Below are 22,810 nucleotides of genomic sequence, written 5' to 3'. Positions count from 1 at the left end.
TGCAGTGGCCGGCCTGAGGCCTGGCGCATTCCCTCACAGGAATGCGCGCACCTTTTCCAGAACCGCGTCCGGAACCTCAAGCTGCGGCAGGTGACCGGCATGAGGCAGGGTTTCGAATGCCGACTGGGGAATGGCGGCGTGAAGAGCCCGGCCACGATCGACCGGTATCCAGGGATCGTCCTCGCCCCAAAGGATCTTTACCGGACAGCGAATTTCGCCATAGAGCGGTTCGATCTCGTTCGTAAAGGCTTCGTCCGCCTGGGCGAATTGCCGGTAGAAGCTGCCACGGCCTTCTTCCGTCAGCCAGGGCTCGGCCAGCTTCTCACGCATATCCGAGCCGAGATCGTTGACGAGTGCACCGCCGATATAGGCGTCGACGACCGCACGATGGATATGAGGCGGAAGCCCGACGAATGCGTCCACGTGTCGGCCGACATGATCGAAGAACTCCGACCCCCAGGGGCTGAGTGCGACGATGTTCATCAAGATGTATTTGTCGAAATCGCAACCATGCAACAGATGCGCCCGCAAGGTTGTCGCACCGCCGAAGTCATGCGCCAGGACCGAAGGGTTGCCGAGTTGCCAGTGGTCGAGCATTTCGGCAAAGACCCTGCCCTGAACGTCAAGAGATGTGGGTTGATCGGCCGCCTTCTCCGACTGGCCGTAGCCTGGCATGTCATACCAGTAGACCCGGAAGACCCGCGACAGCTCGGGGATGATCTTGTGCCACGACCAGGACGACCACGGCCAGCCATGGGCAAGCACCAGCGGCGGGCCGTCACCGGTCTGGCCCGCCATGACGAAACCGGCAGATGTCCGGGTTTTCTCGGAAAGGTGCCAGTCCATTGTGTCGCTCATGTTCTCCATTCCAATTCGAATGCCGGCAGGCACGGGGAGAACCGGCCGGCCGCCCTGCGCCATCAGGACGTAGTGAGCCGGGGTCCGGTCTGCAACCGGTGCCGGCAATTCCTCAGGCGTCCGGAATCCTGGCAATGACCTTGACCTCGAAATCGAAACCGGCAAGCCAGTTGACGCCGACTGCCGTCCAGTTGGGATAGGGAGCCTCGCTGAAGACCTCGTCCTTGACCTTCATCAGGGTTTCGAACTGGTTCTCCGGATCCGTATGAAAGGAGGTCAGGTCGACAATGTCCTCGAACCCGCAGCCGGCGGCCTTCAGCACGGCTCTCAGGTTTTCAAAGGCCAGGTGCACCTGGGCTTCGAAGTCCGGTTCCGGCGTGCCGTCCGTGCGGCTGCCGACCTGGCCGGAAACGAAAAGAAGATCGCCCGAACGGATGGCGGCGGAATATTTGTGGGCGTCATAGAGCGCGTGGCGGCCTTCGGGGAAGACGGGTTGGCGGATGGTCATGGGAATTCCTTGTCTGATATCTGGAATCGGCCGGAGTGCTGGCTTAACGGAGCGTATTTTTTAAGATACGCTGCGTATGTGAAATAATGACATACGCAGCGTATGTCAATTGGCATACCTTGCGTATGTGAAATCGGAAAGCGGAGATGACCGGCAAAAAACGATCCGAGATGATGGAAGAAACGCGTGCCAAGCTGATCGGTGCGGCGCGAAAAGCCTTTGCAGAACAGGGATATGCATCCGCCTCGATGGATGAGTTGACAGCGTCCGTCGGCCTGACGCGCGGCGCGCTCTATCACAATTTCGGGGACAAGAAAGGCCTGCTTCAGGCTGTCGTAGACCAGATCGACGGCGAGATATCAGCCGAAGCCCGCGCCGCCGCCAGGCGCCTTGGCGGCGATGCGTGGGACGCGCTCATGGCGGAAGGCGTCGCCTATATCGAGATGGCGCTGAAACCGGAAGTCCAGCGCATCGTACTGCTCGACGGCCCGGCGGTTCTTGGAGATCCGTCGCAATGGCCCAGCCAGAACCAGTGCCTCCTGGCAACGATCGAGGCACTCGAGGGCCTTATGGAGCAAGGAATGCTGAAGCCGGTGGATGCGGAGGCGGCGGCGCGGTTATTGAACGGTGCGGCGTTCAACGCGGCAATCTGGATCGCGGCCAGCGACAATCCGGAGGAAGACCTGAAGAAAGTGGTCGACGCCTTCAGGCTGCTGGCGGAAGGTCTCCTGAAGGCGCCGCCGGCCTAAAGACGGTGGCCGGCAGACGACAGCAAAACGCCCGCGATCCATCCAGGTCGCGGGCGCTGATTTCGCTGGCGGGATTTATGCCACAGAGCGCTTGCGGACTTCCTGCAGGAAAGTGCCGACCTGGTCGCGCAGCATGGAGGCGTTTTCCTTCAACTGCTGGGCGGAGACGTCGACCTTTTCCGCCGTGTCACGGGTGTTTTCGGCGGCCGCGGCAACGGTCTCGATATTGGTTGTCACTTCCACTGTGCTGCGAGAGGCCTCGGTGGCGTTGGAAGCGATTTCCTGCGTCGCGACGCCCTGCTCCTCTACGGAAGACGCGATGGAGGAGGCAATCTCGTTCATGTGGTTGATGATCTCGGTCACCGAGGAAATGGCGGTGGCCGCATGGCCGGTCTCTTCCTGGATCGCGGTGATCTGGCTGGAGATTTCCTCCGTTGCCTTTGACGTCTGGTTGGCGAGTTCCTTCACTTCCGCCGCGACGACCGCGAAGCCCCTGCCGGCTTCCCCGGCACGCGCTGCCTCGATGGTGGCGTTGAGTGCCAAGAGGTTGGTCTGTTCGGCAATCGCCTGGATCAGCGTCACCACCTCGCCGATGCGGCTGGCGCTTTCGGACAGGCCATGCATGCGCTGGTTGGTGGCCTGGGCCTCGCCGGCGGCACGGGCAGCGATCTCACTGGAGGACTGCACCTGGCGGCGGATTTCGTTGACGGAGGCGGAGAGTTCTTCCGCAGCTGCTGCGACGGTCTCCACGTTGTGGGACGCCTGCGAGGAGGCGTTGGACACCAGGCCGCTCTGTTCGGTGGTCTGCGCGGCAACGCCTGTCATGTCGGCAGAAGCCGCCTGCAGGTTGCGCACCGAGCCGTCGATGATATTGAGCATTTCCATGATCTGACGGTCGAAATCGCTGCTGAGATGCTGGATCTCGGCACCCTTGCGGGCCGCATCTTCCTGAGAGACGTTCTGCTGGTCTTCCAACTCGCGCCGGGCGGCTTCGTTGTGCACGAAGATTTCCATGGCGGTTGCCATCTGGCCGATTTCATCGCCCCGGTCGGTGCCTTCGATAACGATGTCGGTGTTGCCGTCAGCCAGTGTGCTCATGTTGGCGGTCAATTGAATGAGCGGGCGCACAAGGCTGCGAATGGCAATGTAGGCGATCGAACCGGCAATCAATGCCCCGGTCAGTGTCAGGGAGATGATGAGAAGCGCCTGATTCCAGAAAGCTTCCTCGAGATCGTCGATATAGACACCGGTTCCCAACATCCATTGCCAGGGTTCGAAGCCGGTCGCATAACTCCATTTTTCAATGGGCGTATCGTTGGCAGCCCGCGGCCAGAGGTACAGAAGTGTTCCACCGCCGTTCTGAGCGATTTTCACCAGTTCCGCGATGACGCGGACGCCATTCGGATCCTTCAGGCCGGAGAGGTCCTTGCCGATCATGTCCTTTTTGACATGCGAGATCGTTACCGACTTGTTGTCGAAGACGAAAATGTAGTTTTCACCACCTTCGTACCGCATTGCAGAAATTGCCTCTACGGCATTTTTCTGAGCGTCTTCGCGCGACATCGTCCCGGACTTCTCAAGCTCGTGGTACCGCGCGGCGATCATCCTCGCCGTTTGGGTAATATCCTCGATCTTTGTCAGACGTTCCTGCAGCATCGCATCTTTCAGGGAGCTGAGGGAAAACCCCGCGAGCGCGACGGTGAAAACGGCGAAGATGATGACGGGGGTCGTGATTTTCCAGCCGAGAGGCCAACGGGTGAAGGACATGTTTTTATGAATCCGTTCGAACAAGGTCCGACAAGAATTCAGCTTAATCTTTCACCAAATGCTTAAGGTTTGAATCAACTCAAAAAGAAAAATGAAAAATTAGGTTGATTTTACAATAGGTCAGGTGACTTAAATGCAACCTGGAATAGGAATATTCATTTATCTGCAGCTGAGAATCGGAACTACCTGCGGGCGCAGAAGACATCCCGGAGGCCCGGGCGGGACCAGGTGGCATTCTGCAGCTGGCCCTTGAGCACATGTCCCTGTGATTCGAAATAGAAGGTGTTGGCCCCGCCCTGGCGCTGCAGGGTGACAGCGCCATACCCCATTTCGGCAACCGTTGCCGACAGCATGTCGGGCGAGAACACCACATTCAGATCGATACCGGCAGTGCACAGGTAGTCGGCAACATTGGCCTGTGCAGTCTGCTGCTGGAAATTCGGCTGGCTATTGCCTTCGATGGCGCCGGGAGGAACGGGACCTGCCGGAAAACCGCCGCCGGGTTGGTTGTCGAAGCCGCCGCCATTCGGCGAGCCCCAGCCGGAATTATTATCGAAGCCGTTGTTGTTGCCAAAGCCGTCATTGCCCGGCAGGCCGAATGTTTCAGCAGGGCCGTTGATGACGACTTCGCGGTAGGGGGTCTTGGTGACGTAGATGCCGCGGCACTCGCCCCCGGCGCCGCGCAGGGCCCAGGCATGGGAGACAAAGGTCTGCTGCTCCAGGATCTGTCCCGGCTCGAGCCTGGCATAGGGCCGCTCGCCGCCGCGATAATCGATCCAGTGGACCTCGACGGGCTGGCGGCTGGCGTTGCGGAAGACGATCTGGCCAGGCCGGACCGCTTCGAGGGAACGCACACGGCCGAGTTCGCCGCAGGACAGATCCGAACTCGCCTCTTCCGCGCCGGTGCCGTAGGCGGCGTCGGTGACGATCTGCTGCGGCTGTGAACAGGTCGCCACGAACAGGCGGACCGGATTGGCGCTGCCTTTGAGCGAGACCTGGTAAGCGGGCAGCCCCTCGACCGAAATCGACAGCTCGGACTGACGGATCATGGCTTCCCAGAGAGGGTCGATCATCTCGATGTTGACTTCGGGCAGCGAGACTCCGGCCTCGTTATAGGCGGAAGAGCCGAAGGCGTTGTAGGTGCTTTCGAAATCGCCGGCCGTGATTCGCACCGCCTGCGGCATGCCTTCCTGCAGGCCGCCGGGGGCCTGTTGGAACGTGATCTTGGCAAACCCGGACTGGGTCGTGCAATCCGCGCGGAAATCCCGGTCGTCGGTCTGCGGTACCCCGTGCTGCAACACTGACGGCGAGCCGGGTTGCGAACCGGGCTCGGCCAGCCATTCGCGCGCCTCGTTCGCGCTCACAAGCACAGGTGAGCCGGTAACGCCGTTGTCCGCCGGCAGGGATGCGGTCTCGGTGCCGTCCGTGCCGGGTACGGAAATGGGCGTATCCACCCGGTCGAGCGGTTCCAGACCGCCATTGTCTTCCGGCGGCTTGATTTCGGTGATGGATGAATTGGAGTTCTGCGGCTGTTCACCGGTCGACGCGGTCTGGGTTTGCTGCCCTGTCTGTGAGTTGGACTGGGACTGGTTCTGGGCGGACGGCGTGTCGCCGGTCGCTTGGGTGACCGGGCCGGCCGCGGTTCCCGTACCGGTGCCGACGATCCGTGCAACCGCACCGGGCTTGCCGTCGCTGGAGACATCCACCACCAGCGTGCTGCCGGAGCAGATATTGGCGTCGCGGTGCAGGACACGGCTGTTTTCCAGCGTGACTTCCAGCTTCACCTCGCAGGGCGGCTGCTTGTTGTCGCTGCCCATCGTATCGATGACAACGCCCTTGTCGTCCCGGTTGATGATCGGCCGGTACTTCTTGTTCACGGTGATGGACCGGATGCCCGGTTCCGGCGGCTCCACATTGATGCGGATGGTTTCCGGAACCGACTGGGCGCGGACCGCCGTTCCCGCAGACAGGAACACCAGGGCGCAGGCAGCCATCAGGCCGGCTTTCAAGGCGGGAACAAAACGGACAGGGGCAGCATCAAGCCGCATGAGCGATCTCCGTGGGAGCGCGGGTTATCACCGAACGGGCATACTTAGGCAAAGTGGCGCTGTCAGGGCAACCCCGCAATGGCAGAAAGCCCCGGTTTGTCAGCGCGGCGCGCGTTTTGCCAGGATGCGCTGCAGCGTGCGGCGGTGCATGTTGAGCCGGCGGGCGGTTTCCGAGACGTTGCGGTCGCACAATTCGTAGACCCGCTGGATATGTTCCCAGCGCACCCGGTCTGCCGACATCGGGTTCTCGGGCGGCTGCGCCTTGTCGTCGTGCGAACGGGCAAGTGCTGCGACGATGTCGTCCGGATCGGCGGGCTTGGCGAGGTAGTCGATGGCGCCGAGTTTGACGGCCGTCACCGCCGTCGCGATGTTGCCGTAGCCGGTCAGAACGATCGCCCTTGCATCGGGCCGCCGGGCGCGGATCTGTTCGATGACATCAAGGCCGTTGCCGTCTTCCAGGCGCATGTCGACAATGGCGAAGGCCGGCGCGTTACGGGCGATCTTGGCGGCCGCGTCCTGAACCCCGTCCGCGGTTTCCGTTTCAAAGCCGCGCTTCTCCATGGCGCGTGCCAGGCGCTGCTGGAACGGCTTGTCGTCGTCGACGATCAGAAGGCTCATGTCCTCCGAGGTGATCTGGGCGGGGGTCTGGTCCGTCATGTGGCTCTACCGTTTTTATTCTTGCTGATGCTCTGCTGCTGCAGAAGTTTCCGCGGCATCAGGATGCATTGTTTGCGCAGTAGAGCCGTTATGGGGCGAAAATGACTGTTCGTCCACTCTGCCGTCTTCTTCGAAGACCTCACGCGGCCAGCTGACGCGGATATGGGCACCGGTATGGGGCGGGGCAAGATTGTCCAGATGCAGCTTCGCGCCGGTGCGCTCCAGCAATGTCTTGGCAATGAAGATGCCGAGACCGAGGCCCCCGCCCGTACCCCGTTGCGGCGACTTGCCGCCCCGGATCGACACATAGGGATCGCCGATCTTGCCGAGAATATCGACGGAAAAGCCCGGACCGTCGTCCCGGATGGAGATCGACAGCGTGCCCTCGTCCCAGACGGCGGCGACATCCACCCGCGACTTGGCAAAATCGACGGCATTCTCCACCAGGTTGCCGAGACCGTAGCGGATCGCCGCGTTGCGGGTGCCGACCGGCTCGGAGCCGGTGCCGTTCACGGTGGCGTGGATGGCGACACCTGTGCCCCGGTGCGGATCGATGACGTCCTCGATCAAGAGGGAGACGGGCATGCTCTGGTAGGTACGGTCCTCGTCGCTGGAGAGGCTCGTCAGCTGCCGCAGAATGGAGCGGCAGCGCTCGGCCTGGGAGTGGATCAGGGCCAGGTCCTCGGCCAAATGGCCGTTTTCGTTTTCGTCGAATTCGTCCGAAAGCTCCTTGGCGACGAGATAGATGGTGGCGAGCGGCGTGCCGAGCTCGTGCGCGGCGGCGGTCGCCAGTCCGTCCAGCGCGTTGAGATGCTGTTCGCGCGCCAGCACCAGCTCCGTCGCGGCCAGCGCATCGGCGAGCTGGCGGGCTTCCTCGGCAACGCGGAAGGCGTAGATCGCCATAAAGCCGAGAGTCGAGACCAGCGCGATCCAGATGCCGACGGAATAGACGATGGGCAGCGAAAAGTCGTCGCCCACCGGCCAGGGCAGCGGCAGGTGGAAGACGGCGAGCAGGGTGGCGCAGGTCGTTGCCAGGATGCCGAGAATGACTGTATAGCGCGCCGAAAGGCCCGTCGCCGACACCATCACCGGCGCCATCAGCAGGAAGGCGAAGGGATTGCCGAGACCGCCGGTCAGGAACAGGAGCCCGCTCATCTGCAGGATGTCATAGGCAAGCTGCAGGGTGGCCGCCCGTTCCGACAGGCGCATCGCCGAGGGCCAGCGGATCTTCAGGAAGATATTGAGCCAGGCCGACAGTGCCACCATGGCGAAGGCCGGGCCGGCGGGCATGGGGTAACCGAGGCCTACATGCACCACCAGCAGCGCGGCGGACTGGCCGCCGACGGCCAGCCAGCGCAGGCGCACCAGCGTGTCGAGTTTCAGCTGCCGGTGGGGCAGGGTGATATTGGAGGACGGTTGATCGGGCATCATGGTTTGCGAGTTATCTCCCCGGCCCCTTTTGGAGCGGAATCCCGGCCTTGGCAAGATCGTGGCACTTGTGCCGGTTGAGCGTAAATGGTAGCCAGCCGCTAACAAGGTTGTCCGGATCACGCGGGCCGGCGGCCAGCCGGAGGGAATTTAAGAACTCTTCATTTCAGATCAGCACCGCGCAACGGAATGAGACGATGACCGACACCAATGACGGCGGCGCACAGCCGCAGGCGGAAGGCACGACTGCGCCGGGCATGCATATCCTTGGCCAGTACATCAAGGACCTGTCTTTCGAAAATCCGAATGCGCCGCGCTCCCTCACCCAGGGCGATCAGCCCAAGCTCGACATCAACGTCAATGTCGGCGCACAGCAGATCGGCGAAGACCAGTTCGAGGTCATGCTCACCCTCAATGCAAAGGCAGAGCGCCCGGACATGGTGATGTTCAACGTCGAGCTGGTCTATGCCGGCCTCTTCAAGATCACCGGCGTGCCGAAGGAGCACATGCACCCCTTCGTGATGATCGAATGCCCGCGCATGATCTTCCCCTACGCGCGCAACATTCTCTCCGAAGCAACCCGCAACGGCGGCTTCCCGCCGCTGATGCTCGACCCGATCGACTTCGCCCAGCTCTACCGCCAGAACATGGCTCAGCAGGCCGCCACCCAGCAGGCCGCAGGCGAGCAGAAGCCGAACTGAGGTTTTTCAGGATAACTGGTTTTGAACCCGTGCCGGGTAACCGGCGCGGGTTTTTATGTTTGTCCAGTTTGCGGATGGACTGCCCGAGCAAGACTGTCATCAACTCATTGCGTGCATTTCATCTCTGATTCTCGCATTTAGGATGACGATGATCTTTCTCATGAGAGCGGAAATGGCGACGATAGGCTTCTTTCCGTTTTCGATAAGTCTCTGATAGAAAGCACTTAATGGCCCTTTTGCTCTCGATCCTGCCAAGGCGGCCATAAAGACGCTTTTTCGGACTTCGGGTCGCCCCCCACGCATTTTGCGGTAGCCTTTAAGCGTCCCGCTGTCTCTGGGGTGCGGCGCCAGTCCCGCGAGAGACGCGGCTTGCTTGCGGGTCAGGCTGCCTAGTTCCGGCATCGTTGCCAGCAAGGCAATGGCTGTGCGTTCCCCCACGCCAGGCAAGGAACAGCAGATCTGCTTGCGGCGTGTCAGGGTTTGTGAGGAGGCGATCAGCTTCTCGATCTCCTCGTCGATCCGGTCGATTTGCCGCTGCACACAGGCAATGACGGTCTTGAAGGATCTCGCAAGCATTTTGTTCTCACCAGGGGCCTTCAGGCGGTTGGTCTCCGCAATCTTGAAGGCCATAAGGCTGTCCCGGCGAGCGACCAGTGCGGCCAGTTCACTCAAGGCCTTGTCTTTGAGCTGGAAAAGGGGGAGCCGTTTCCAGCGTTCTTCGCCATATTGCGCAAGAGCCATGGCATCGATGGCATCGGTTTTTGCCAGCCGGCCGAACGATTTGATGAATGCCTGGACCTTCAGGGTGTCAGCCCGGTGGCAGGCAACGCCCTGGGCCATCAGCTCACTGATCAAGGGTGCCTCATGTCCGCCGGTGGGCTCGCACACAACCAGTGTGCCCGGATCAAAAGAGGCGACCAGTTTGGCGATGGCTTCAGGCTCATTGCTGACGGTCTCCAGCGCCTGGCGGGTCTGATCAAAGACAACCAAAGTGTCTTTGGAAACATCAATGCCGACCACATTGGACGGAGCACTTTCAAGAACGGTCATGTCGGTGGTACCTTGTTCGTGCTTCGGATTGTTTGCGGGCGTGTTCACAGCGGCCCATCCAACTCTCCAAGCGGGAAAAGGAAGCGACAGGGAACCTTGATGACAACGGGTGAAAACCCTATCCCGGCTCGGTCGACTGTCACTGGTCTCCCGGAATGCAGTCCGGGAGACCAACCCCACAATAACACCACTACAAACAAACAATCCCGGGCGGAGCGAGGCGCAGACCCGGGAGTCCCGGGGTTTGGCGTTTAACCTATTGCAATTTATGAAGGTTACTGAGTCCCGCTGGAGTTTATGCCGGCGATAGCGGGTGCGGGGATGACAGGGGAGAGCGCGGCCTCACCCCTCTTCCAGCAGCTCCGCCCAGCTCTTCGGGGCATCGCCGCTGAGCGGGTTTTTCGGCGACCGTTTGTAGCGGATCGTTTCCATGCGGAAGGTGCGCGCGTCGAAGAGCATCATCCGGCCGACGAGGCCTTCGCCCGTCCCGGTCAGCTCCTTCAGGACTTCCATCGCCTGCATGGCGCCGATGATGCCGGTGAGCGCCCCCAGGATCCCGGCTTCGGCGCAGGTCGGCAGCAGGCCGGCGCGGGGTTTTTGCGGGAAGAGGCAGCGATAGGTCGGGTTCTGCTCGCCAGCTTCGTTCTCCTCGAACGGCCGGAGCGTCGTGATCGAACCGTCGAATTGGCCCACTGCCGCCGTCACCAGCGGCTTCTTGGCAAAGAAGCAGGCATCTGAAACGAGATACCGCGTGTCGAAATTGTCCGAGCCGTCCACGACAAGGTCAAAGGCGGAGACGAGTGCCATGGCGTTCTGGCCTGCAATCCTTGTCGGGTACGGCTCGACCGTGACGTTCGGATTGAGCCGGGCGATCGCCTCGGCGGCGCTTGCGACCTTCGGCTCGCCAAGCTTCTCCGTGTCGTGGATCACCTGCCGCTGCAGGTTGGAGAGCGACACCGTATCGTCGTCGACAATGCCGAGCGTGCCGATGCCGGCGGCGGCAAGATATTGCAGCACCGGCGCACCGAGCCCGCCGGCCCCGATCACCAGCACCCGGGCCGCCTTCAGCTTCTGCTGGCCGGCGCCGCCGATGTCCCTGAGGACGATGTGGCGGGCGTAGCGTTCAAGTTCGGCGGCAGAGAGCATGTCAGGTCCTGTTCGGGCTGGTGTCGGCTGTAGTTGGGACGGAAAGCCGCCCGTGTTCAAGCCCTATCCAAGGATCCGGCTGACGAGCCGGGCGGTGTAATCCACCATCGGGATCACCCGGGCATAATTCAGCCGCGTCGGACCGATGACGCCCAGCACGCCGACGATGCGCTGGTTGCTGTCCCGATAAGGCGAGACCACCAGCGACGAGCCGGAGAGCGAAAAGAGATTATTCTCCGAACCGATGAAGATGCGCACGCCGTCGCCCTTTTCCGCAAGGCCCAGCAGCTGGATCAGGTCCTTCTTGGTTTCCAGATCGTCGAAGAGCAGGCGGATACGTTCCAGGTCGCCTGCCGCGTCGAGATCGGTCAGCAGGTTGGAGCGGCCGCGCACGATAAGCGTGCCGGGATCGGAAGTGGTGTCTCCTCCCCAGACCGCCAGGCCCGCGTCGATCACCTTCTGGCTGAGCTGGTCGAGCTCGGCCTGGTCCGCGTCCCGCACCTTTTCCAGCTCCCGCCGGATCTCGATGAGGGTCCGTCCCTTGATCTGGGCGTTGAGGTAATTCGACGCTTCCACCAGGGCCGAGGACGGCAGGTCTGCGGGCAGGTCGATCACCCGGTTCTCGACCGAGCCGTCTTCGCTCACCAGAACGACGAGGGCTTTCTGGGGCTCGATGCGCACGAATTCCACATGCTTCAGCCGCATGTCGGTCTTGTGGGTGAGCACGACGCCGGCGCCCATGGAAAGGCCCGACAGCATCTGGCTGGCTTCGGTCAGCACCTGCTCGGCTGACTGGGCACGCTGCGAGGCGCGGACCTGCGCATCGATGGCGCGCCGCTCGTCCTGCGTCAGGTCGCCGACTTCCAAGAGCGCGTCGACGAAGAACCGCAGGCCGATCTCCGTCGGCAGGCGGCCGGCGCTGGTATGCGGCGAATGCAGCAGGCCCAGATGCTCCAGGTCCGACATCACGTTGCGCACCGAAGCGGGCGACAAGGACATGGTAAGATTGCGGGAGACATTGCGGGATCCGACAGGCTCGCCGGTTTCCAGGTAGGTCTCGACGATGGCACGGAAGATTTCGCGGGATCTCTTGTCGAGGTCGCTGAGGCTCAAGGATGCTTCTCCGTTGGACTGACCATGCCCCATGTTAAACGGGGATTTCCTGCATGATATAGGCGCAAAAGGGGGCTTGCGTGAAGTATCACCATGCAGGGCCTTTACGCCGGACGAAATTGGGGTCTACAAGGCCTCAACGAATACGCTGGGAAACTCCGGGGGAAACTCCGGTTTCCGCGAAAGCTTCAGGTCGAAAGGGATTTGCATGCGTCCGTCCAAACGCGCCGCCGACGAGCTCCGCGCCGTCACTCTGGAACGCGGCGTTGCCAAACACGCTGAAGGCTCCTGCCTCGTGAAGTTCGGTGACACTCACGTTCTTTGCACCGCCAGCCTGGAAGAGCGGGTGCCGCCGTGGCTCCGCGGCCAGAACCGCGGCTGGGTAACGGCGGAATACGGCATGCTGCCGCGTGCCACGGGCGAGCGCATGCGCCGCGAGGCAAGCGCCGGCAAGCAGTCCGGCCGCACCCAGGAAATCCAGCGGCTCATCGGCCGCTCGCTCCGCGCGGTGGTCGACCTGCAGGCGCTGGGCGAAGCCCAGATCACCGTCGACTGCGACGTGATCCAGGCCGACGGCGGCACCCGCACGGCCTCCATCACCGGCGCCTGGGTGGCGCTGCGGGACTGCATCGAGTGGATGAAGGCCCGCGACATGGTCAAGGGCACCGTGTTGAAGGACCACATCGCGGCAATCTCCTGCGGCATCTACCAGGGAACGCCGGTGCTCGATCTCGACTATGCCGAGGACAGCACGGCCGAGACCGACGCCAATTTCGTCATCACCGGGTCCGGCGGCATCGTTGAGATCCAGGGCACGGCGGAAGGCACGCCTTTCTCCGAGGACGAGTTCGGGCAGCTGCTGGGTCTTGCCAAACAGGGCATCGGCCGCCTGGTCGACCTGCAGAAACTTTCCATCCTCTAAGGACCTTGCGCATGAGCCACCGCAAGCTGCAACCGGGCCGTCTTGTTGTCGCCAGCCACAACAAGGGCAAGATCCGCGAGATCAATGAATTGCTCGAGCCCTATGGCTTCGAGGTGGTGTCCGCCGGGGAGCTGAACCTGCCGGAGCCGGAAGAAACCGGCGTCACGTTCGAGGAAAACGCCGCTCTGAAGGCGCATGCGGCGGCCGAAGCCTCCGGCCTGCCGTCGCTTGCCGACGACAGCGGCTTCTGCGTCGCAGCCCTGGGTGGCGATCCGGGTATCTACTCTGCGCGCTGGGCGGGTCCCGAAAAGGACTTCGCCATGGCGATGCGCACCGTTGAAGAAAAGCTCCAGGCCATTGGTGCGACGTCAGACGCGCAGCGCCGCGGTTCGTTCGTGGCTGTGCTGTGCCTTGCCTGGCCGGACGGCCACGCCGAATATTTCCGCGGCGAGGTCGAAGGCCAGATCGTCTGGCCGCCGCGCGGCACGCAAGGCTTCGGCTACGATCCGGTGTTCCGGCCGGACGGGCACGAGAAGACCTTCGGCGAAATGACATCGGAAGAAAAACACGGCTGGTCGAAGGAAACGCCGGCCCTGTCGCACAGGGCGCGGGCGTTCCAGCTCTTTTCGGCAGGCTGCCTGGAGAAATAGGACATGACGTCTCAGGGGGCGGCCGAACCGGGTTTCGGCATTTATATCCACTGGCCGTTCTGCGCGGCCAAATGCCCCTATTGCGACTTCAACTCCCATGTGCGCCATCAGCCGGTGGACCAGCCCCGTTTTGCCGCGGCCTTTGAACGCGAGCTTCAGCATTTCGCCGAGCTGACCAGGGGCAAGACCGTGCAGTCGGTGTTTCTGGGTGGCGGCACGCCGTCGCTGATGGAGCCGGCCACAGTCGAACGCATCCTGAATGCCGTCTCCGACCGCTGGTCCATGGACGAGAATGCCGAGATCTCGCTGGAGGCCAATCCGTCCTCGGTGGAGGCCGAACGGTTCCGCGGCTACCGCGCCGCGGGCGTCAACCGGGTCTCGCTCGGGGTGCAGTCGCTGATCGACACGGAACTGAGGCTGCTCGGCCGCCTGCACGACGTGGACACCGCCCGCCGCGCCATCGAGACCGCACGGGCAACCTTCCCGCGCCTTTCCTTCGATCTCATCTATGCGCGTCCCAACCAGACGCTGGCCGGCTGGGAGCAGGAACTGAAGGAGGCGATCTCGCTGGCCGCCGATCACCTGTCGCTCTACCAGCTGACAATCGAGGAAGGCACGCCCTTCCACACGCTCTATCATGCCGGCAAGCTGAAGATGCCGGAGCCGGATCTCGGGGCCGAATTCTATGAACTGACCCAGGACGTGACGGCGGCGGCGGGGCTCCCGGCTTACGAGGTTTCCAACCATGCCCGCCCGGGCGCGGAATGCCGGCACAATCTCGTCTATTGGCGCTATGGCGACTATGTCGGCGTCGGCCCCGGCGCCCACGGCCGCATCAGCGTCGGTGTCAACCGGCTTGCGACCGCGACCGAACGTCATCCGGAAACCTGGCTGGAGAATGTCGAGCGCCACGGTCACAGCGCCGTCGAACAGACCGGCCTCTCCGAAGAGGAGCAGGGCGACGAATTCCTGCTGATGGGGCTGCGCCTGACGGAAGGCATCGATCTCAAGCGCTACGAGCGCTATGCCCACCGGACCATCGATCCGCGCCGTCTCGGCCTGCTTCTGGAGCACGGAATGGTGGAAGAAGTCGGGGAAAACCGCATCCGCGCGACGCGAGAAGGGTTTTTTGTGCTCGATGCGGTGGTCGCGGACCTCGCTGCCTGAGCGCATCCGGGTGCCGCACATTTTGACATAAAAATAACGCTACCAAGTTGATTTAAATGTTTTATTGCGTTTGCTGCGATGCACATTCCTTCGGCGCGAAAGTATCTTCTGCCGCGATCCCGAGCAGTTAAGCGCGTATTCACATAACAAATAGCAGTATTGCGGGCAGCATCCTGCCTAGCTATCCTGCTGCAATGCAATAGATGCTGCGCAACAACGAGCCGAAAAAAATGTTCAAAAACAATGCCAGTGGGACCGGCAGCGGTTGGTTCAACAAAGGAGAAACGACTTTGCCGTTTTACCACCTTTACGAACTGAATCACGCCGCCATGGCGCCGTTCAGGGCTTTGGCCGACATGACCCGGCTTTATTTCCAGAACCCGCTCAATCCCCTGACCCATACAAGCTACGGCCGCACGATCGCCGCGGGCTGCGAAGTTCTGGAACGCACGACGCGCCGCTACGGCAAGCCGGAATTCGGTCTCAAGGAAACGACTGTCGGCGGCGTGCGGGTGCCGGTGCGCGAGACCTGCGTCTGGAACCGCCCCTTCTGCGATCTGATCCATTTCGAGCGCGGCGTCACCAAGCATCGCAACGACCCAAAGATCCTGATCGTCGCACCGATGTCCGGCCACTATGCGACGCTCCTGCGCGGCACGGTCGAGGCGCTGATGCCGAGCGCGGATGTCTACATCACCGACTGGATCGATGCCCGCATGGTGCCGATCCAGGAAGGCAAGTTCGATCTCGACGATTATATCGATTATATCATCTCGATGCTGCATTTCCTGGGTCCGGACACCCATGTGCTCGGTGTCTGCCAGCCCTCCGTGCCGGTGCTGGCCGCCGTCGCGGTGATGGAAGACCGGGAAGACCCTTATGTGCCCTCGACCATGACGCTGATGGGCGGCCCGATCGACACCCGCGTCGCGCCGACGGCCGTCAACGATCTGGCTGTCTCCAAGGGCATCGACTGGTTCAAGAGCAACGTCGTCATGAAGGTGCCCTTCCCGCATCCGGGCTTCATGCGAGACGTCTATCCGGGCTTCCTGCAGCTCTCCGGCTTCATGAGCATGAACCTCGACCGGCACGTGACGGCCCACCGGGAATTCTTCCAGCATCTGGTGGAAGGCGACGGCGACAACGCCGAAAAGCACCGCGACTTCTATGACGAATATCTCGCCGTCATGGATCTGACCGCCGAGTTCTATCTGCAGACCGTGGAAACCGTCTTCATCGACCATTCCCTGCCCAACGGCACCATGACCCATAACGGCCGCCTGGTGGATTGCAGCAAGATTACCCGCTGCGCCCTCTTGACCGTGGAAGGCGAGAAGGACGACATCACCGGCCGTGGCCAGACCAAGGCCGCCCATGCGCTCTGCACGAGCCTCGACGGCGACATGAAGGCCCATTACGAGCAGCCTAATGTCGGCCACTACGGCGTCTTCAACGGTTCGCGCTGGCGGGCGGAAATCGCTCCGCGGGTGATGGACTTCATCCGCTCCAACCGCACGGATCTGCGCAAGAGCAGCCCGGCTCCGGTCAAGGCCGCCGCTTCGGCGCCAGCTGCAGCACCGGCCCCGAAACCGGCAGCAGTGCCTGCAGCGGCCCCGGCGATGGCTGCCGTGAACGGTACTGCCGGTTCCCTGGAAAGCATCCTGCTTGCCAAGCCGGACGGCGCCGCGGACGACCTGAAAGCGATCAGCGGCGTCGGCCCGAAGCTGGAATCGGCCCTGAACGAAGCCGGCATCTTCCACTACTGGCAGATTGCCGGCCTGACGGCAGAGCAGATCGAGGCTCTCGATTCCAAGCTCGATTTCCGCGGCCGGATTGCCAGGGACAACTGGATCGGGCAGGCGCGCGCTCTGTCCGAAACGGTGTCCTGACGCGGGCAGCGCCGGCTGACAGGGTGGTTTCGCTCAAGATGTGATTGCTGCTCTAACCGGCTGAAATCAAAAACCTATCGACCCGGCCCGCGACTTCGCGGGCCGGGTTTTCGCTGTCTGCGGTTGTGACAAAGGTCACAAATCCTTGAAGGTCAGCCCGGTAATCCCCACTTGGAATGCGTGGATGTCTCTAAATGGATAGGACAATGACAACGACCAAAAGTTGCATGATCAAACCTGCCTGGACGCCGGTGACTATCGGCCTGATGGTGCTGGGGTTCGTGGCATTCTGGCCGCTTGGCCTTGCCATGCTTGCCTATATTCTGTGGGGCGATCGCTTTGAGGGCATGCTCCGCGACGCGAAAGACCAATGGCGGGGCAGCCCGCTGAAGGGAGCCTTCGAACAGATGAACACTTCCGCCTACGCCCGCACGGGCAACGTCGCCTTCGACGACTACCGCGAACGCGAACTGAAGCGCCTCGAAGAGGAACGTGCAAAGCTCGATGCCATGCGCGCCGACTTCGACGACTTCCTGCGCGAATTGCGCCGTGCGCGCGACCAGGAAGAGTTCGACCGCTTCATGGCCAACCGGGGCCGCAGCACCGGCGGCGAACCCGCCCCGATGTAAGGGTCTCTTCCTCCCGGACCCGTCCCAAGGCGTCCCTTGGCTGGACGGCCTGACCGAAAGCGGCGCTTGCCAAAGCGCCGCTTTCGTCGTTTTGGGGCTGGATGCCGAGGGCGCTTCGCTTGAATAATTTCGCGAACCTGAGATGCCAAGAAACCCTTGGCCCTGGAGACAGTCTCATTTGAGCGACCGACCGAACCGCTTGCTCCCCTCTCCCTCCTTGAGGCAGGGCAATCGCATTTGGAATATTTCCTTACTCGGTGCGTTTGTCAGATCACTACGGTGTCACCCCGGACAAGCGAAGCGCAGATCCGGGGCCTACTCGCAGTGCCACTTGCCGAAGCACACAAGGTTTCATGAAGACGTGGCCCCCACTCCAGCTCTCTGGAAACGAGTGGGCCCCGGGTCTCGCGATGCTCGCCCGGGGTGACACCAGTGCTTTCTGTATGACTGTTCCAAATGCGATTACCCAGCCTCAAGGGGGGAGAGGGGCGCAAGTCCCAAGTCCCGGCAAAAATCAAACTCGGGAGTAATGATTTACCCGTTGACCAGGGTTTCTCTCGTTAAGCGCCGAACCTCAATCAAGAAACCCTATTCCTGCCGCCAAAATTGCCGCGATTTCCGCTGAAGGATCGCTAAAATCAGGCCAACTGATTCGTGTGGACCGCCCATGTTTTTCCGCGCCGGCAGGAAGGCCCTGCCCGACCATATCGAGATCGACACCGGCTCCCGTGCCGTGCGCATTCGCTTGCGCGCCAATCCGCGCGCGCAGCGCTATCTGTTGCGTCTGTCGGCGGACAGCTCCGGCCCGGTGCTGACCGTGCCGAAGGGTGGCGATCTGGTGCGGGCGGAGCGGTTTGCCCGCCAGCATATCGACTGGCTGATTGCCCGGCTGCAGGACCGCCCGGACCATGTCGCCTTCGAGGCTGGAGACCTCGTGCCCCTGCGCGGCGAGGATCATGTCATCGTGCCGACCGGCAAGCTGCGTGGCCTGATTACCGTTGGTCAGACGGAAGAGGGCTTTCCGGCACTCATGGTGCCGGGGGCGGAGGATCACATTCCCCGCAAGGTGACGGCCTGGCTGAAGCAGCAGGCAAAGCTGGACCTGAACGCACGGGCCGGGCTGCATGCCGGCACGATTGGCAAGAAGATTGCGGCATTAAGCATCCGCGACACCAAGAGCCGCTGGGGCTCATGTGCGGCCAACGGACGGCTGTCGTTTTCCTGGCGGCTCATCCTGGCGCCGCCTGACATCCTCGACTATGTCGCCGCACACGAAGTGGCGCATTTGAAGGAAATGAACCACTCCGCCCGCTTCTGGCGGCTGTGCGAGGACCTTGCCCCGCAGACGCCGAATGCCCGCGTCTGGCTGAAGGAAAACGGCCTGCGCCTGCACGGCTACGGCTGACCGGATTTACTTCGCCGCACCATAGCGCAGACCATCGATCAGGAGATCCATCATGCGGCCGGCATGCGCGGGGCCATCCTCGCCCTGGGCAACGCAGAGGTTGCCGATCGCCCTGAGCAGATCGTAGGCATCGACATCCCGGCGGATGGCACCGTCTGCCGCCGCACGGTCCAGAAGCGCGGCGAGCGCCGGTTCGAAATTCGCGCGAAAATAGTCCGGCAGCGCCGCATAAGCGGGATCGCCGGAATGAAGCGCCGCCGCCAGTCCCTTCTTTGCCGCCAGAAAACCGGTATAGCGCTTCAGCCAGAGGGTGAGGGCTTCGACCGGGGCCCGCTCGGCTGCCAAACTCTGCGCCGCTTGTGCGCAGGCATCAACTTCACGCCGGAACACCGCCGCCACCAGATCGGAGCGTTTGGGGAAGCGCCGGTAAAGTGTGCCGACGCCGACGCCGGCCTTTGCCGCAATGTCGCGGACCGGTGCATCGACACCGTCGGCCAGGAAAATCTCCTTGGCAGCCTCCAGAACGGCGTCTTCGTTGCGCCTTGCATCTGCGCGCAGGCGTCCACGGCTGTCGCCGGTATCTTTCTCAACTTCCGCCAATCGCACACCACTCCGGACAGACAACAGCAGAAAACCGCGTTTCCGCTTGAAAAGCGGAGCGGCGTTCCGTATATGACTTCAATAAACGGAACCATGTTCCGTTTTTAAGCGGATCGCGGTTCCAGATCGAACTATAGGCGAGCCGCATTCCCGTTGCCACCTGAATTCAGGAGCTTTCCCAGGATGCCTGCCATTAACAATCTTATCGAAACCAGCGCTCAGATACCGGTCCTCGAACCCGTCATGACGATTTCCGTCAGTCCCGTGTCCCTGCCAATGCCAGACCGGCCCATGCCTTTGGAGCTGCGCATCACAGCGCCCATGACCGGTAAGAACCTGCCGGTCATCCTTCTTTCTCACGGACATGGCCCGTCCCTCTATATTCCCTCGAAGGACGCCTATGGGCCGCTGGTCAATTTCTATGCCGAGCAGGGCTTTGCGGTGATCCAGCCGACCCATGCCAATTCCAAGGTAGCGGGCTTGCCGGCAGATGCGCCGGGCGCACCGCTTTTCTGGCGCCAGCGGATCGAGGAGATGAGCCGAATTCTGGACGGGCTGGACGAGATCGAGGCGCAGGTTTCGTTGATCGCGGGACGACTGGATCGCTCACGGATTGCCGCCGTGGGTCATTCGATGGGCGGTCACACCGTCGGCATGCTGCTCGGCACCCGCCTCACCGACCCGCAGGACCCGGCGGCTACGGACGTCAGCTTGATCGAACCACGGATCAAGGCAGGCGTGCTGCTGGCCGCACCCGGCAATGGCGGCGACAGTTTGAGCGCCTTTGCCGCCGAGAACTACTCCGCGCTGAATCCCGATTACAGCCACATGACGACACGAACCCTGGTCGTTACCGGAGACGCCGACGTGAACCCGCATCTGACGGTGCGGGGCGCTGACTGGCACGAAGACCCTTACCGCTGCAGCCCTGGTGCCGATGCGCTGCTGGTGTTGCATGGAGGCAAACATGGCCTCGGCGGGATCGCAGGCTATGACGCCAAGGAGACCGACGACGAGGATCCGGATCGCCTTGCCGTCACCCAGCGCATGAGCGCGGCCTATCTGCGTTCCGCACTCTTTGAGGGGGATTCGTCCTGGGACCTTGCCTGCAAGGCACTTGCCGGTCACGCGCACAGCCATGGGCATGTCGAAGTCAAATAACCGGATCTGAGAAGACCTGGGCCGGTTCGCCGGCCCGGTCCCCATCGCCTATTCCGCGGCCTGTTTCTCTTGCTGTCCCCGTTCTCGGGTAAAATGCTGAACAAGACCGGGCCCGAAAAGATTGACGCAGAGACCTGCCACCACCAGCACGGCAGCCGCAATTTTCCAGGGTTGCAGCGTCTCGCCGAGCACCAGCGCGGCTGACAGAAATCCGATGACAGGTACTAGCAGAGTGAAGGGCGCGACGGTTGCTGCCGGATAGCGGGCGAGCAGCGCGCTCCAGATGGAAAATCCCAGCAGTGTCGTCGGATAGACCACGTAGAGAAGTGCAGAAGCGCCGCTCCAGGTGAGGTTCTGCAGCATTGCGGCGTAAGTACCCGGTCCTTCCAGCACCAGCGACAGGATCAGGAGCGGAACGGGAGCAACAAGGCTGCCCCAGGCGACCAGCGGCAGGATCTCCACCTTGCCGATGCGTTTGGAGATGAGGTTGGCGACGGCCCAGGAACAGGCGGCCAGAACCACCAGCAGCAGCCCGGTCAGCGTTGTTTCCCCGCCGGTGTTGAGCGCAACGAGCCCGAGGCCCATGGCGGCAAGGATCGCACCGGCAATCCGGACGGGATGGCTTCGCTCGCCGAAGACCAGCGCGGCAAGCCCGATGGTGATGAAGACGTGGAGCTGCAGCACCAGCGAGGCGAGCCCGGCGGGCATGCCGAGATACATGCCGGCAAAGAGCAGCGCGAACTGGACCGCGAACATGAAGAGGCCGTAGAGCACGACCAGCCGGAGAGGTGCCTTGGGCGGTCGCAGGAAAAACACGGCGGGCACCGCCGCCAGAAGAAAACGCAGCGCGGTGAAGAGGATCGGCGGCAGTTCGTTGAGCCCGATCGCGATGACAACGAAGTTGAAGCCCCAGATCGCAACGACCAGCAGGGCCAGGGCGATGTCCCACCCCCTCACCGGCTGTGCTCCGGGCCGGCAGTGTCGGCATCAGGCCGCTTGTGGGCTTCTTCTATGATCGTCTTGTCGAGGATCCGGACCTCGCCGACCATCAGGAGCCGCATGTCCTTGACGATATAGTCGGCGAGGGCTTCGTCTGTAATGTCGTCGCCGTCGATATCCAGCCGGAAGTCCTGGCCCTGAATGCCGCCGCCATTGGAAAAGTCGATCTCGAAATCGAAGCACACGCGTTTCTCTTGAAGTGTTCCGGTCATGTCCTGTCTCCCTAGTGGAGCGAATTTGACATTTGAGTCCCGCTCGCGGCTAGGCTGACGCTCAAATGTCAAATTCAAAAGATCCACTAGAATCATATATTTAACTAGTGGTTCTTATGATTCTGACATTTGCTCCAGCGCTAGCAGCAGGGGGATGCAAATGTCAGAATCGAACCACTAGCTGGACATAACCGCATCTAAAATCTATTGTGAAATTAATTATTCATATCTTATTGAGTAGAGAAACTGAATAATGGACGATCAGGTCCTGCGCAGCTTCGTGGCCGTCTGCGAGCGGCTGAATTTCCGCGCCGCCGGTGAGGACGTGGCACGCACCCAGTCGGCCGTCAGCCAGCAGATCAAGGGCCTGGAAGCCGAACTTGGCGTTCAATTGCTGGAACGCTCAACCCGCTCCGTCTCGCTGACACCGGCGGGCGAAACCTTCTACCGCCACGCCCGCCGCATGCTTGCCTTCCGTCAGGAAGCGGTCTCCGCCACCCGAAGCGCCTCCGAGCGGCCGACACTCCGGATCGGCACGACGGACGATATCGCCGCCTATGGTCTGGTTCCGGCCCTGAGCGCCATCGAGACGGGAAGTGAACCGGGCAATGCGGCCTGCAGCCTCGATCTGGAGACCCGGGCCTCCGAGGCACTCCTCGCCAATCTCGGCAGCCGCTATGACCTGGTGATCGCGGTGTCTCCAGCCCGGACACCGAGGGGAGAGCTGGTTGGCGCCCTGCCGCTCGTCTGGCTGGGTGCGCCGCATCCGGCCGCAATCGACCCGCTACCGCTTGCCGTTTATGCGGACACATGTGCCATGCGCGAGGCGGCCATGGAAGTTCTCGATCAAGCCGGGCTGCGCTGGATGACCAAGGCCACGGTCTCGGGCCTGCTGGTGATCGAAGCCGCCGTGCGCGCCGGCATCGCCGTTGCCCCGGCCCTCGCCCCGCTCCATGCACCCGGCCTGCCGCGCGCTGACGGTTTGCCCGAGTTGCCGTCCCTTGATCTGCGGATCGTCGCCGGATCCCGTCTGGGAGAAGTTCATCTGCCTGGCGTCCTGAGGGCGCTCCGGTCGCAATTCGAAACCCGTACATCGGCACCGAGGGCATAGAACCGTCCCGGAAAGAGTTGCAATCATCTGCAAATATGCT

The 22,810-nt window shown here is 62.1% G+C and carries 22 protein-coding genes; 10 read left to right on the top strand and 12 right to left on the bottom strand.

The annotated features are described in order from the left end of the window. Nucleotides 1-33: 33 nt before the first annotated feature. Complete coding sequence (locus ACX3M4_RS18295; protein WP_459354417.1) at nucleotides 34-858, bottom strand: alpha/beta fold hydrolase; 825 nt, start codon at nucleotides 856-858, stop codon at nucleotides 34-36. A 112-nt stretch (nucleotides 859-970) separates the two neighbouring features. Next, the gene (locus ACX3M4_RS18290; protein ID WP_459354416.1) at nucleotides 971-1,366 is read right to left on the bottom strand and encodes a RidA family protein; all 396 of its coding nucleotides are present in this window, start codon (nucleotides 1,364-1,366) and stop codon (nucleotides 971-973) included. Nucleotides 1,367-1,512: 146 nt separating this feature from the next. Between ACX3M4_RS18290 and ACX3M4_RS18285 the strand changes: the two genes are divergently transcribed. Continuing rightward, nucleotides 1,513-2,115: a TetR/AcrR family transcriptional regulator gene (locus ACX3M4_RS18285; RefSeq protein ID WP_459354415.1), complete on the top strand. Its 603-nt coding sequence runs from the start codon at nucleotides 1,513-1,515 to the stop codon at nucleotides 2,113-2,115. Between the two features lie 75 nt (nucleotides 2,116-2,190). Here the strand turns inward: ACX3M4_RS18285 and ACX3M4_RS18280 are convergent, their stop codons facing one another. The 4 genes from ACX3M4_RS18280 to ACX3M4_RS18265 form a co-directional block, all read right to left on the bottom strand. Beyond that, nucleotides 2,191-3,882, bottom strand: a complete 1,692-nt coding sequence (locus ACX3M4_RS18280) for a methyl-accepting chemotaxis protein (RefSeq protein ID WP_459354414.1) — start codon at nucleotides 3,880-3,882, stop codon at nucleotides 2,191-2,193. Between the two features lie 182 nt (nucleotides 3,883-4,064). Next, nucleotides 4,065-5,930 (bottom strand): VHL beta domain-containing protein, encoded by a 1,866-nt coding sequence (locus tag ACX3M4_RS18275; protein WP_459354413.1) that lies wholly within the window; start codon nucleotides 5,928-5,930, stop codon nucleotides 4,065-4,067. Between the two features lie 99 nt (nucleotides 5,931-6,029). Continuing rightward, on the bottom strand, nucleotides 6,030-6,587 hold the full coding sequence (locus tag ACX3M4_RS18270) for an ActR/PrrA/RegA family redox response regulator transcription factor (protein ID WP_459354412.1): 558 nt from the start codon (nucleotides 6,585-6,587) through the stop codon (nucleotides 6,030-6,032). Between the two features lie 15 nt (nucleotides 6,588-6,602). Beyond that, entirely contained in the window at nucleotides 6,603-8,015 is a 1,413-nt protein-coding gene (locus ACX3M4_RS18265; RefSeq protein ID WP_459359458.1) for an ActS/PrrB/RegB family redox-sensitive histidine kinase, read from the bottom strand. A 197-nt stretch (nucleotides 8,016-8,212) separates the two neighbouring features. Here ACX3M4_RS18265 and secB point away from each other — a divergent pair, with 197 nt between their 5' ends. Then, a complete protein-coding gene (secB, locus tag ACX3M4_RS18260) occupies nucleotides 8,213-8,716 on the top strand; it encodes a protein-export chaperone SecB (RefSeq protein WP_459354411.1) in 504 nt (167 codons plus the stop codon). Between the two features lie 99 nt (nucleotides 8,717-8,815). On the opposite strand, the gene ACX3M4_RS18255 is transcribed toward secB, so the two are convergent. From ACX3M4_RS18255 to hrcA, 3 genes are all read right to left on the bottom strand, one after another. Beyond that, the gene (locus ACX3M4_RS18255; RefSeq protein WP_459354410.1) at nucleotides 8,816-9,766 is read right to left on the bottom strand and encodes an IS110 family RNA-guided transposase; all 951 of its coding nucleotides are present in this window, start codon (nucleotides 9,764-9,766) and stop codon (nucleotides 8,816-8,818) included. Between the two features lie 342 nt (nucleotides 9,767-10,108). Beyond that, the gene (locus ACX3M4_RS18250) at nucleotides 10,109-10,912 is read right to left on the bottom strand and encodes a HesA/MoeB/ThiF family protein (RefSeq protein ID WP_459354409.1); all 804 of its coding nucleotides are present in this window, start codon (nucleotides 10,910-10,912) and stop codon (nucleotides 10,109-10,111) included. Between the two features lie 63 nt (nucleotides 10,913-10,975). Beyond that, nucleotides 10,976-12,058, bottom strand: coding sequence for a heat-inducible transcriptional repressor HrcA (gene hrcA, locus ACX3M4_RS18245; protein ID WP_459354408.1), 1,083 nt, complete (start codon nucleotides 12,056-12,058; stop codon nucleotides 10,976-10,978). Between the two features lie 175 nt (nucleotides 12,059-12,233). Between hrcA and rph the strand changes: the two genes are divergently transcribed. The 6 genes from rph (at nucleotide 12,234) to ACX3M4_RS18215 (ending at nucleotide 18,687) form a co-directional block, all read left to right on the top strand. Further along, nucleotides 12,234-12,947 (top strand): ribonuclease PH, encoded by a 714-nt coding sequence (gene rph, locus ACX3M4_RS18240; RefSeq protein ID WP_459354407.1) that lies wholly within the window; start codon nucleotides 12,234-12,236, stop codon nucleotides 12,945-12,947. Nucleotides 12,948-12,958: 11 nt separating this feature from the next. Next, entirely contained in the window at nucleotides 12,959-13,597 is a 639-nt protein-coding gene (gene rdgB / locus ACX3M4_RS18235) for an RdgB/HAM1 family non-canonical purine NTP pyrophosphatase (protein ID WP_459354406.1), read from the top strand. A 3-nt stretch (nucleotides 13,598-13,600) separates the two neighbouring features. Then, nucleotides 13,601-14,764 carry a radical SAM family heme chaperone HemW gene (gene hemW, locus ACX3M4_RS18230; protein WP_459354405.1) on the top strand — a complete coding sequence of 388 codons (1,164 nt, stop codon included), beginning with the start codon at nucleotides 13,601-13,603 and terminating at the stop codon, nucleotides 14,762-14,764. 329 nt (nucleotides 14,765-15,093) lie between these two features. Beyond that, on the top strand, nucleotides 15,094-16,653 hold the full coding sequence (phaZ, locus tag ACX3M4_RS18225) for a polyhydroxyalkanoate depolymerase (protein ID WP_459359457.1): 1,560 nt from the start codon (nucleotides 15,094-15,096) through the stop codon (nucleotides 16,651-16,653). A 206-nt stretch (nucleotides 16,654-16,859) separates the two neighbouring features. Continuing rightward, entirely contained in the window at nucleotides 16,860-17,282 is a 423-nt protein-coding gene (locus ACX3M4_RS18220; RefSeq protein ID WP_459354404.1) for a DUF2852 domain-containing protein, read from the top strand. Between the two features lie 667 nt (nucleotides 17,283-17,949). After that, on the top strand, nucleotides 17,950-18,687 hold the full coding sequence (locus ACX3M4_RS18215; protein WP_459354403.1) for a M48 family metallopeptidase: 738 nt from the start codon (nucleotides 17,950-17,952) through the stop codon (nucleotides 18,685-18,687). A 6-nt stretch (nucleotides 18,688-18,693) separates the two neighbouring features. Here ACX3M4_RS18215 and ACX3M4_RS18210 read toward each other — a convergent pair whose 3' ends face one another. Then, entirely contained in the window at nucleotides 18,694-19,287 is a 594-nt protein-coding gene (locus tag ACX3M4_RS18210; RefSeq protein ID WP_459354402.1) for a TetR/AcrR family transcriptional regulator, read from the bottom strand. 183 nt (nucleotides 19,288-19,470) lie between these two features. Between ACX3M4_RS18210 and ACX3M4_RS18205 the strand changes: the two genes are divergently transcribed. Beyond that, entirely contained in the window at nucleotides 19,471-20,448 is a 978-nt protein-coding gene (locus ACX3M4_RS18205) for an alpha/beta hydrolase family protein (RefSeq protein ID WP_459354401.1), read from the top strand. A 48-nt stretch (nucleotides 20,449-20,496) separates the two neighbouring features. Here the strand turns inward: ACX3M4_RS18205 and ACX3M4_RS18200 are convergent, their stop codons facing one another. Then, on the bottom strand, nucleotides 20,497-21,405 hold the full coding sequence (locus ACX3M4_RS18200; protein WP_459354400.1) for an EamA family transporter: 909 nt from the start codon (nucleotides 21,403-21,405) through the stop codon (nucleotides 20,497-20,499). Further along, on the bottom strand, nucleotides 21,402-21,659 hold the full coding sequence (locus ACX3M4_RS18195; RefSeq protein WP_459354399.1) for a hypothetical protein: 258 nt from the start codon (nucleotides 21,657-21,659) through the stop codon (nucleotides 21,402-21,404). Before ACX3M4_RS18195 ends, ACX3M4_RS18200 begins: the two co-directional genes overlap by 4 nt. 253 nt (nucleotides 21,660-21,912) lie before the next feature. Here ACX3M4_RS18195 and ACX3M4_RS18190 point away from each other — a divergent pair, with 253 nt between their 5' ends. After that, the gene (locus tag ACX3M4_RS18190; RefSeq protein WP_459354398.1) at nucleotides 21,913-22,770 is read left to right on the top strand and encodes a LysR family transcriptional regulator; all 858 of its coding nucleotides are present in this window, start codon (nucleotides 21,913-21,915) and stop codon (nucleotides 22,768-22,770) included. The last annotated feature ends 40 nt before the right edge of the window (nucleotides 22,771-22,810 follow it).

The organism is Roseibium sp. M-1 (genome assembly GCF_054515675.1).
The sequence above is the reverse complement of the archived record's forward strand: the minus strand, read 5'-3'. Positions and strand labels throughout refer to the sequence as shown.

What these genes read in the sequence shown, in the direction of transcription:
- secB (WP_459354411.1), top strand. Translation starts at nt 8,213, where the DNA reads ATGACCGACACCAATGACGGCGGCGCACAGCCGCAGGCGGAAGGCACG.
- ACX3M4_RS18295 (WP_459354417.1), bottom strand. Translation starts at nt 858, where the DNA reads ATGAGCGACACAATGGACTGGCACCTTTCCGAGAAAACCCGGACATCT.
- ACX3M4_RS18190 (WP_459354398.1), top strand. Translation starts at nt 21,913, where the DNA reads ATGGACGATCAGGTCCTGCGCAGCTTCGTGGCCGTCTGCGAGCGGCTG.
- ACX3M4_RS18195 (WP_459354399.1), bottom strand. Translation starts at nt 21,659, where the DNA reads ATGACCGGAACACTTCAAGAGAAACGCGTGTGCTTCGATTTCGAGATC.
- ACX3M4_RS18255 (WP_459354410.1), bottom strand. Translation starts at nt 9,766, where the DNA reads ATGACCGTTCTTGAAAGTGCTCCGTCCAATGTGGTCGGCATTGATGTT.
- ACX3M4_RS18220 (WP_459354404.1), top strand. Translation starts at nt 16,860, where the DNA reads ATGACAACGACCAAAAGTTGCATGATCAAACCTGCCTGGACGCCGGTG.
- hemW (WP_459354405.1), top strand. Translation starts at nt 13,601, where the DNA reads ATGACGTCTCAGGGGGCGGCCGAACCGGGTTTCGGCATTTATATCCAC.
- ACX3M4_RS18250 (WP_459354409.1), bottom strand. Translation starts at nt 10,912, where the DNA reads ATGCTCTCTGCCGCCGAACTTGAACGCTACGCCCGCCACATCGTCCTC.
- ACX3M4_RS18270 (WP_459354412.1), bottom strand. Translation starts at nt 6,587, where the DNA reads ATGACGGACCAGACCCCCGCCCAGATCACCTCGGAGGACATGAGCCTT.
- phaZ (WP_459359457.1), top strand. Translation starts at nt 15,094, where the DNA reads ATGGCGCCGTTCAGGGCTTTGGCCGACATGACCCGGCTTTATTTCCAG.
- ACX3M4_RS18275 (WP_459354413.1), bottom strand. Translation starts at nt 5,930, where the DNA reads ATGCGGCTTGATGCTGCCCCTGTCCGTTTTGTTCCCGCCTTGAAAGCC.
- ACX3M4_RS18215 (WP_459354403.1), top strand. Translation starts at nt 17,950, where the DNA reads ATGTTTTTCCGCGCCGGCAGGAAGGCCCTGCCCGACCATATCGAGATC.
- ACX3M4_RS18285 (WP_459354415.1), top strand. Translation starts at nt 1,513, where the DNA reads ATGACCGGCAAAAAACGATCCGAGATGATGGAAGAAACGCGTGCCAAG.
- ACX3M4_RS18290 (WP_459354416.1), bottom strand. Translation starts at nt 1,366, where the DNA reads ATGACCATCCGCCAACCCGTCTTCCCCGAAGGCCGCCACGCGCTCTAT.
- rph (WP_459354407.1), top strand. Translation starts at nt 12,234, where the DNA reads ATGCGTCCGTCCAAACGCGCCGCCGACGAGCTCCGCGCCGTCACTCTG.
- rdgB (WP_459354406.1), top strand. Translation starts at nt 12,959, where the DNA reads ATGAGCCACCGCAAGCTGCAACCGGGCCGTCTTGTTGTCGCCAGCCAC.
- ACX3M4_RS18265 (WP_459359458.1), bottom strand. Translation starts at nt 8,015, where the DNA reads ATGCCCGATCAACCGTCCTCCAATATCACCCTGCCCCACCGGCAGCTG.
- hrcA (WP_459354408.1), bottom strand. Translation starts at nt 12,058, where the DNA reads ATGGGGCATGGTCAGTCCAACGGAGAAGCATCCTTGAGCCTCAGCGAC.
- ACX3M4_RS18280 (WP_459354414.1), bottom strand. Translation starts at nt 3,882, where the DNA reads ATGTCCTTCACCCGTTGGCCTCTCGGCTGGAAAATCACGACCCCCGTC.
- ACX3M4_RS18205 (WP_459354401.1), top strand. Translation starts at nt 19,471, where the DNA reads ATGCCTGCCATTAACAATCTTATCGAAACCAGCGCTCAGATACCGGTC.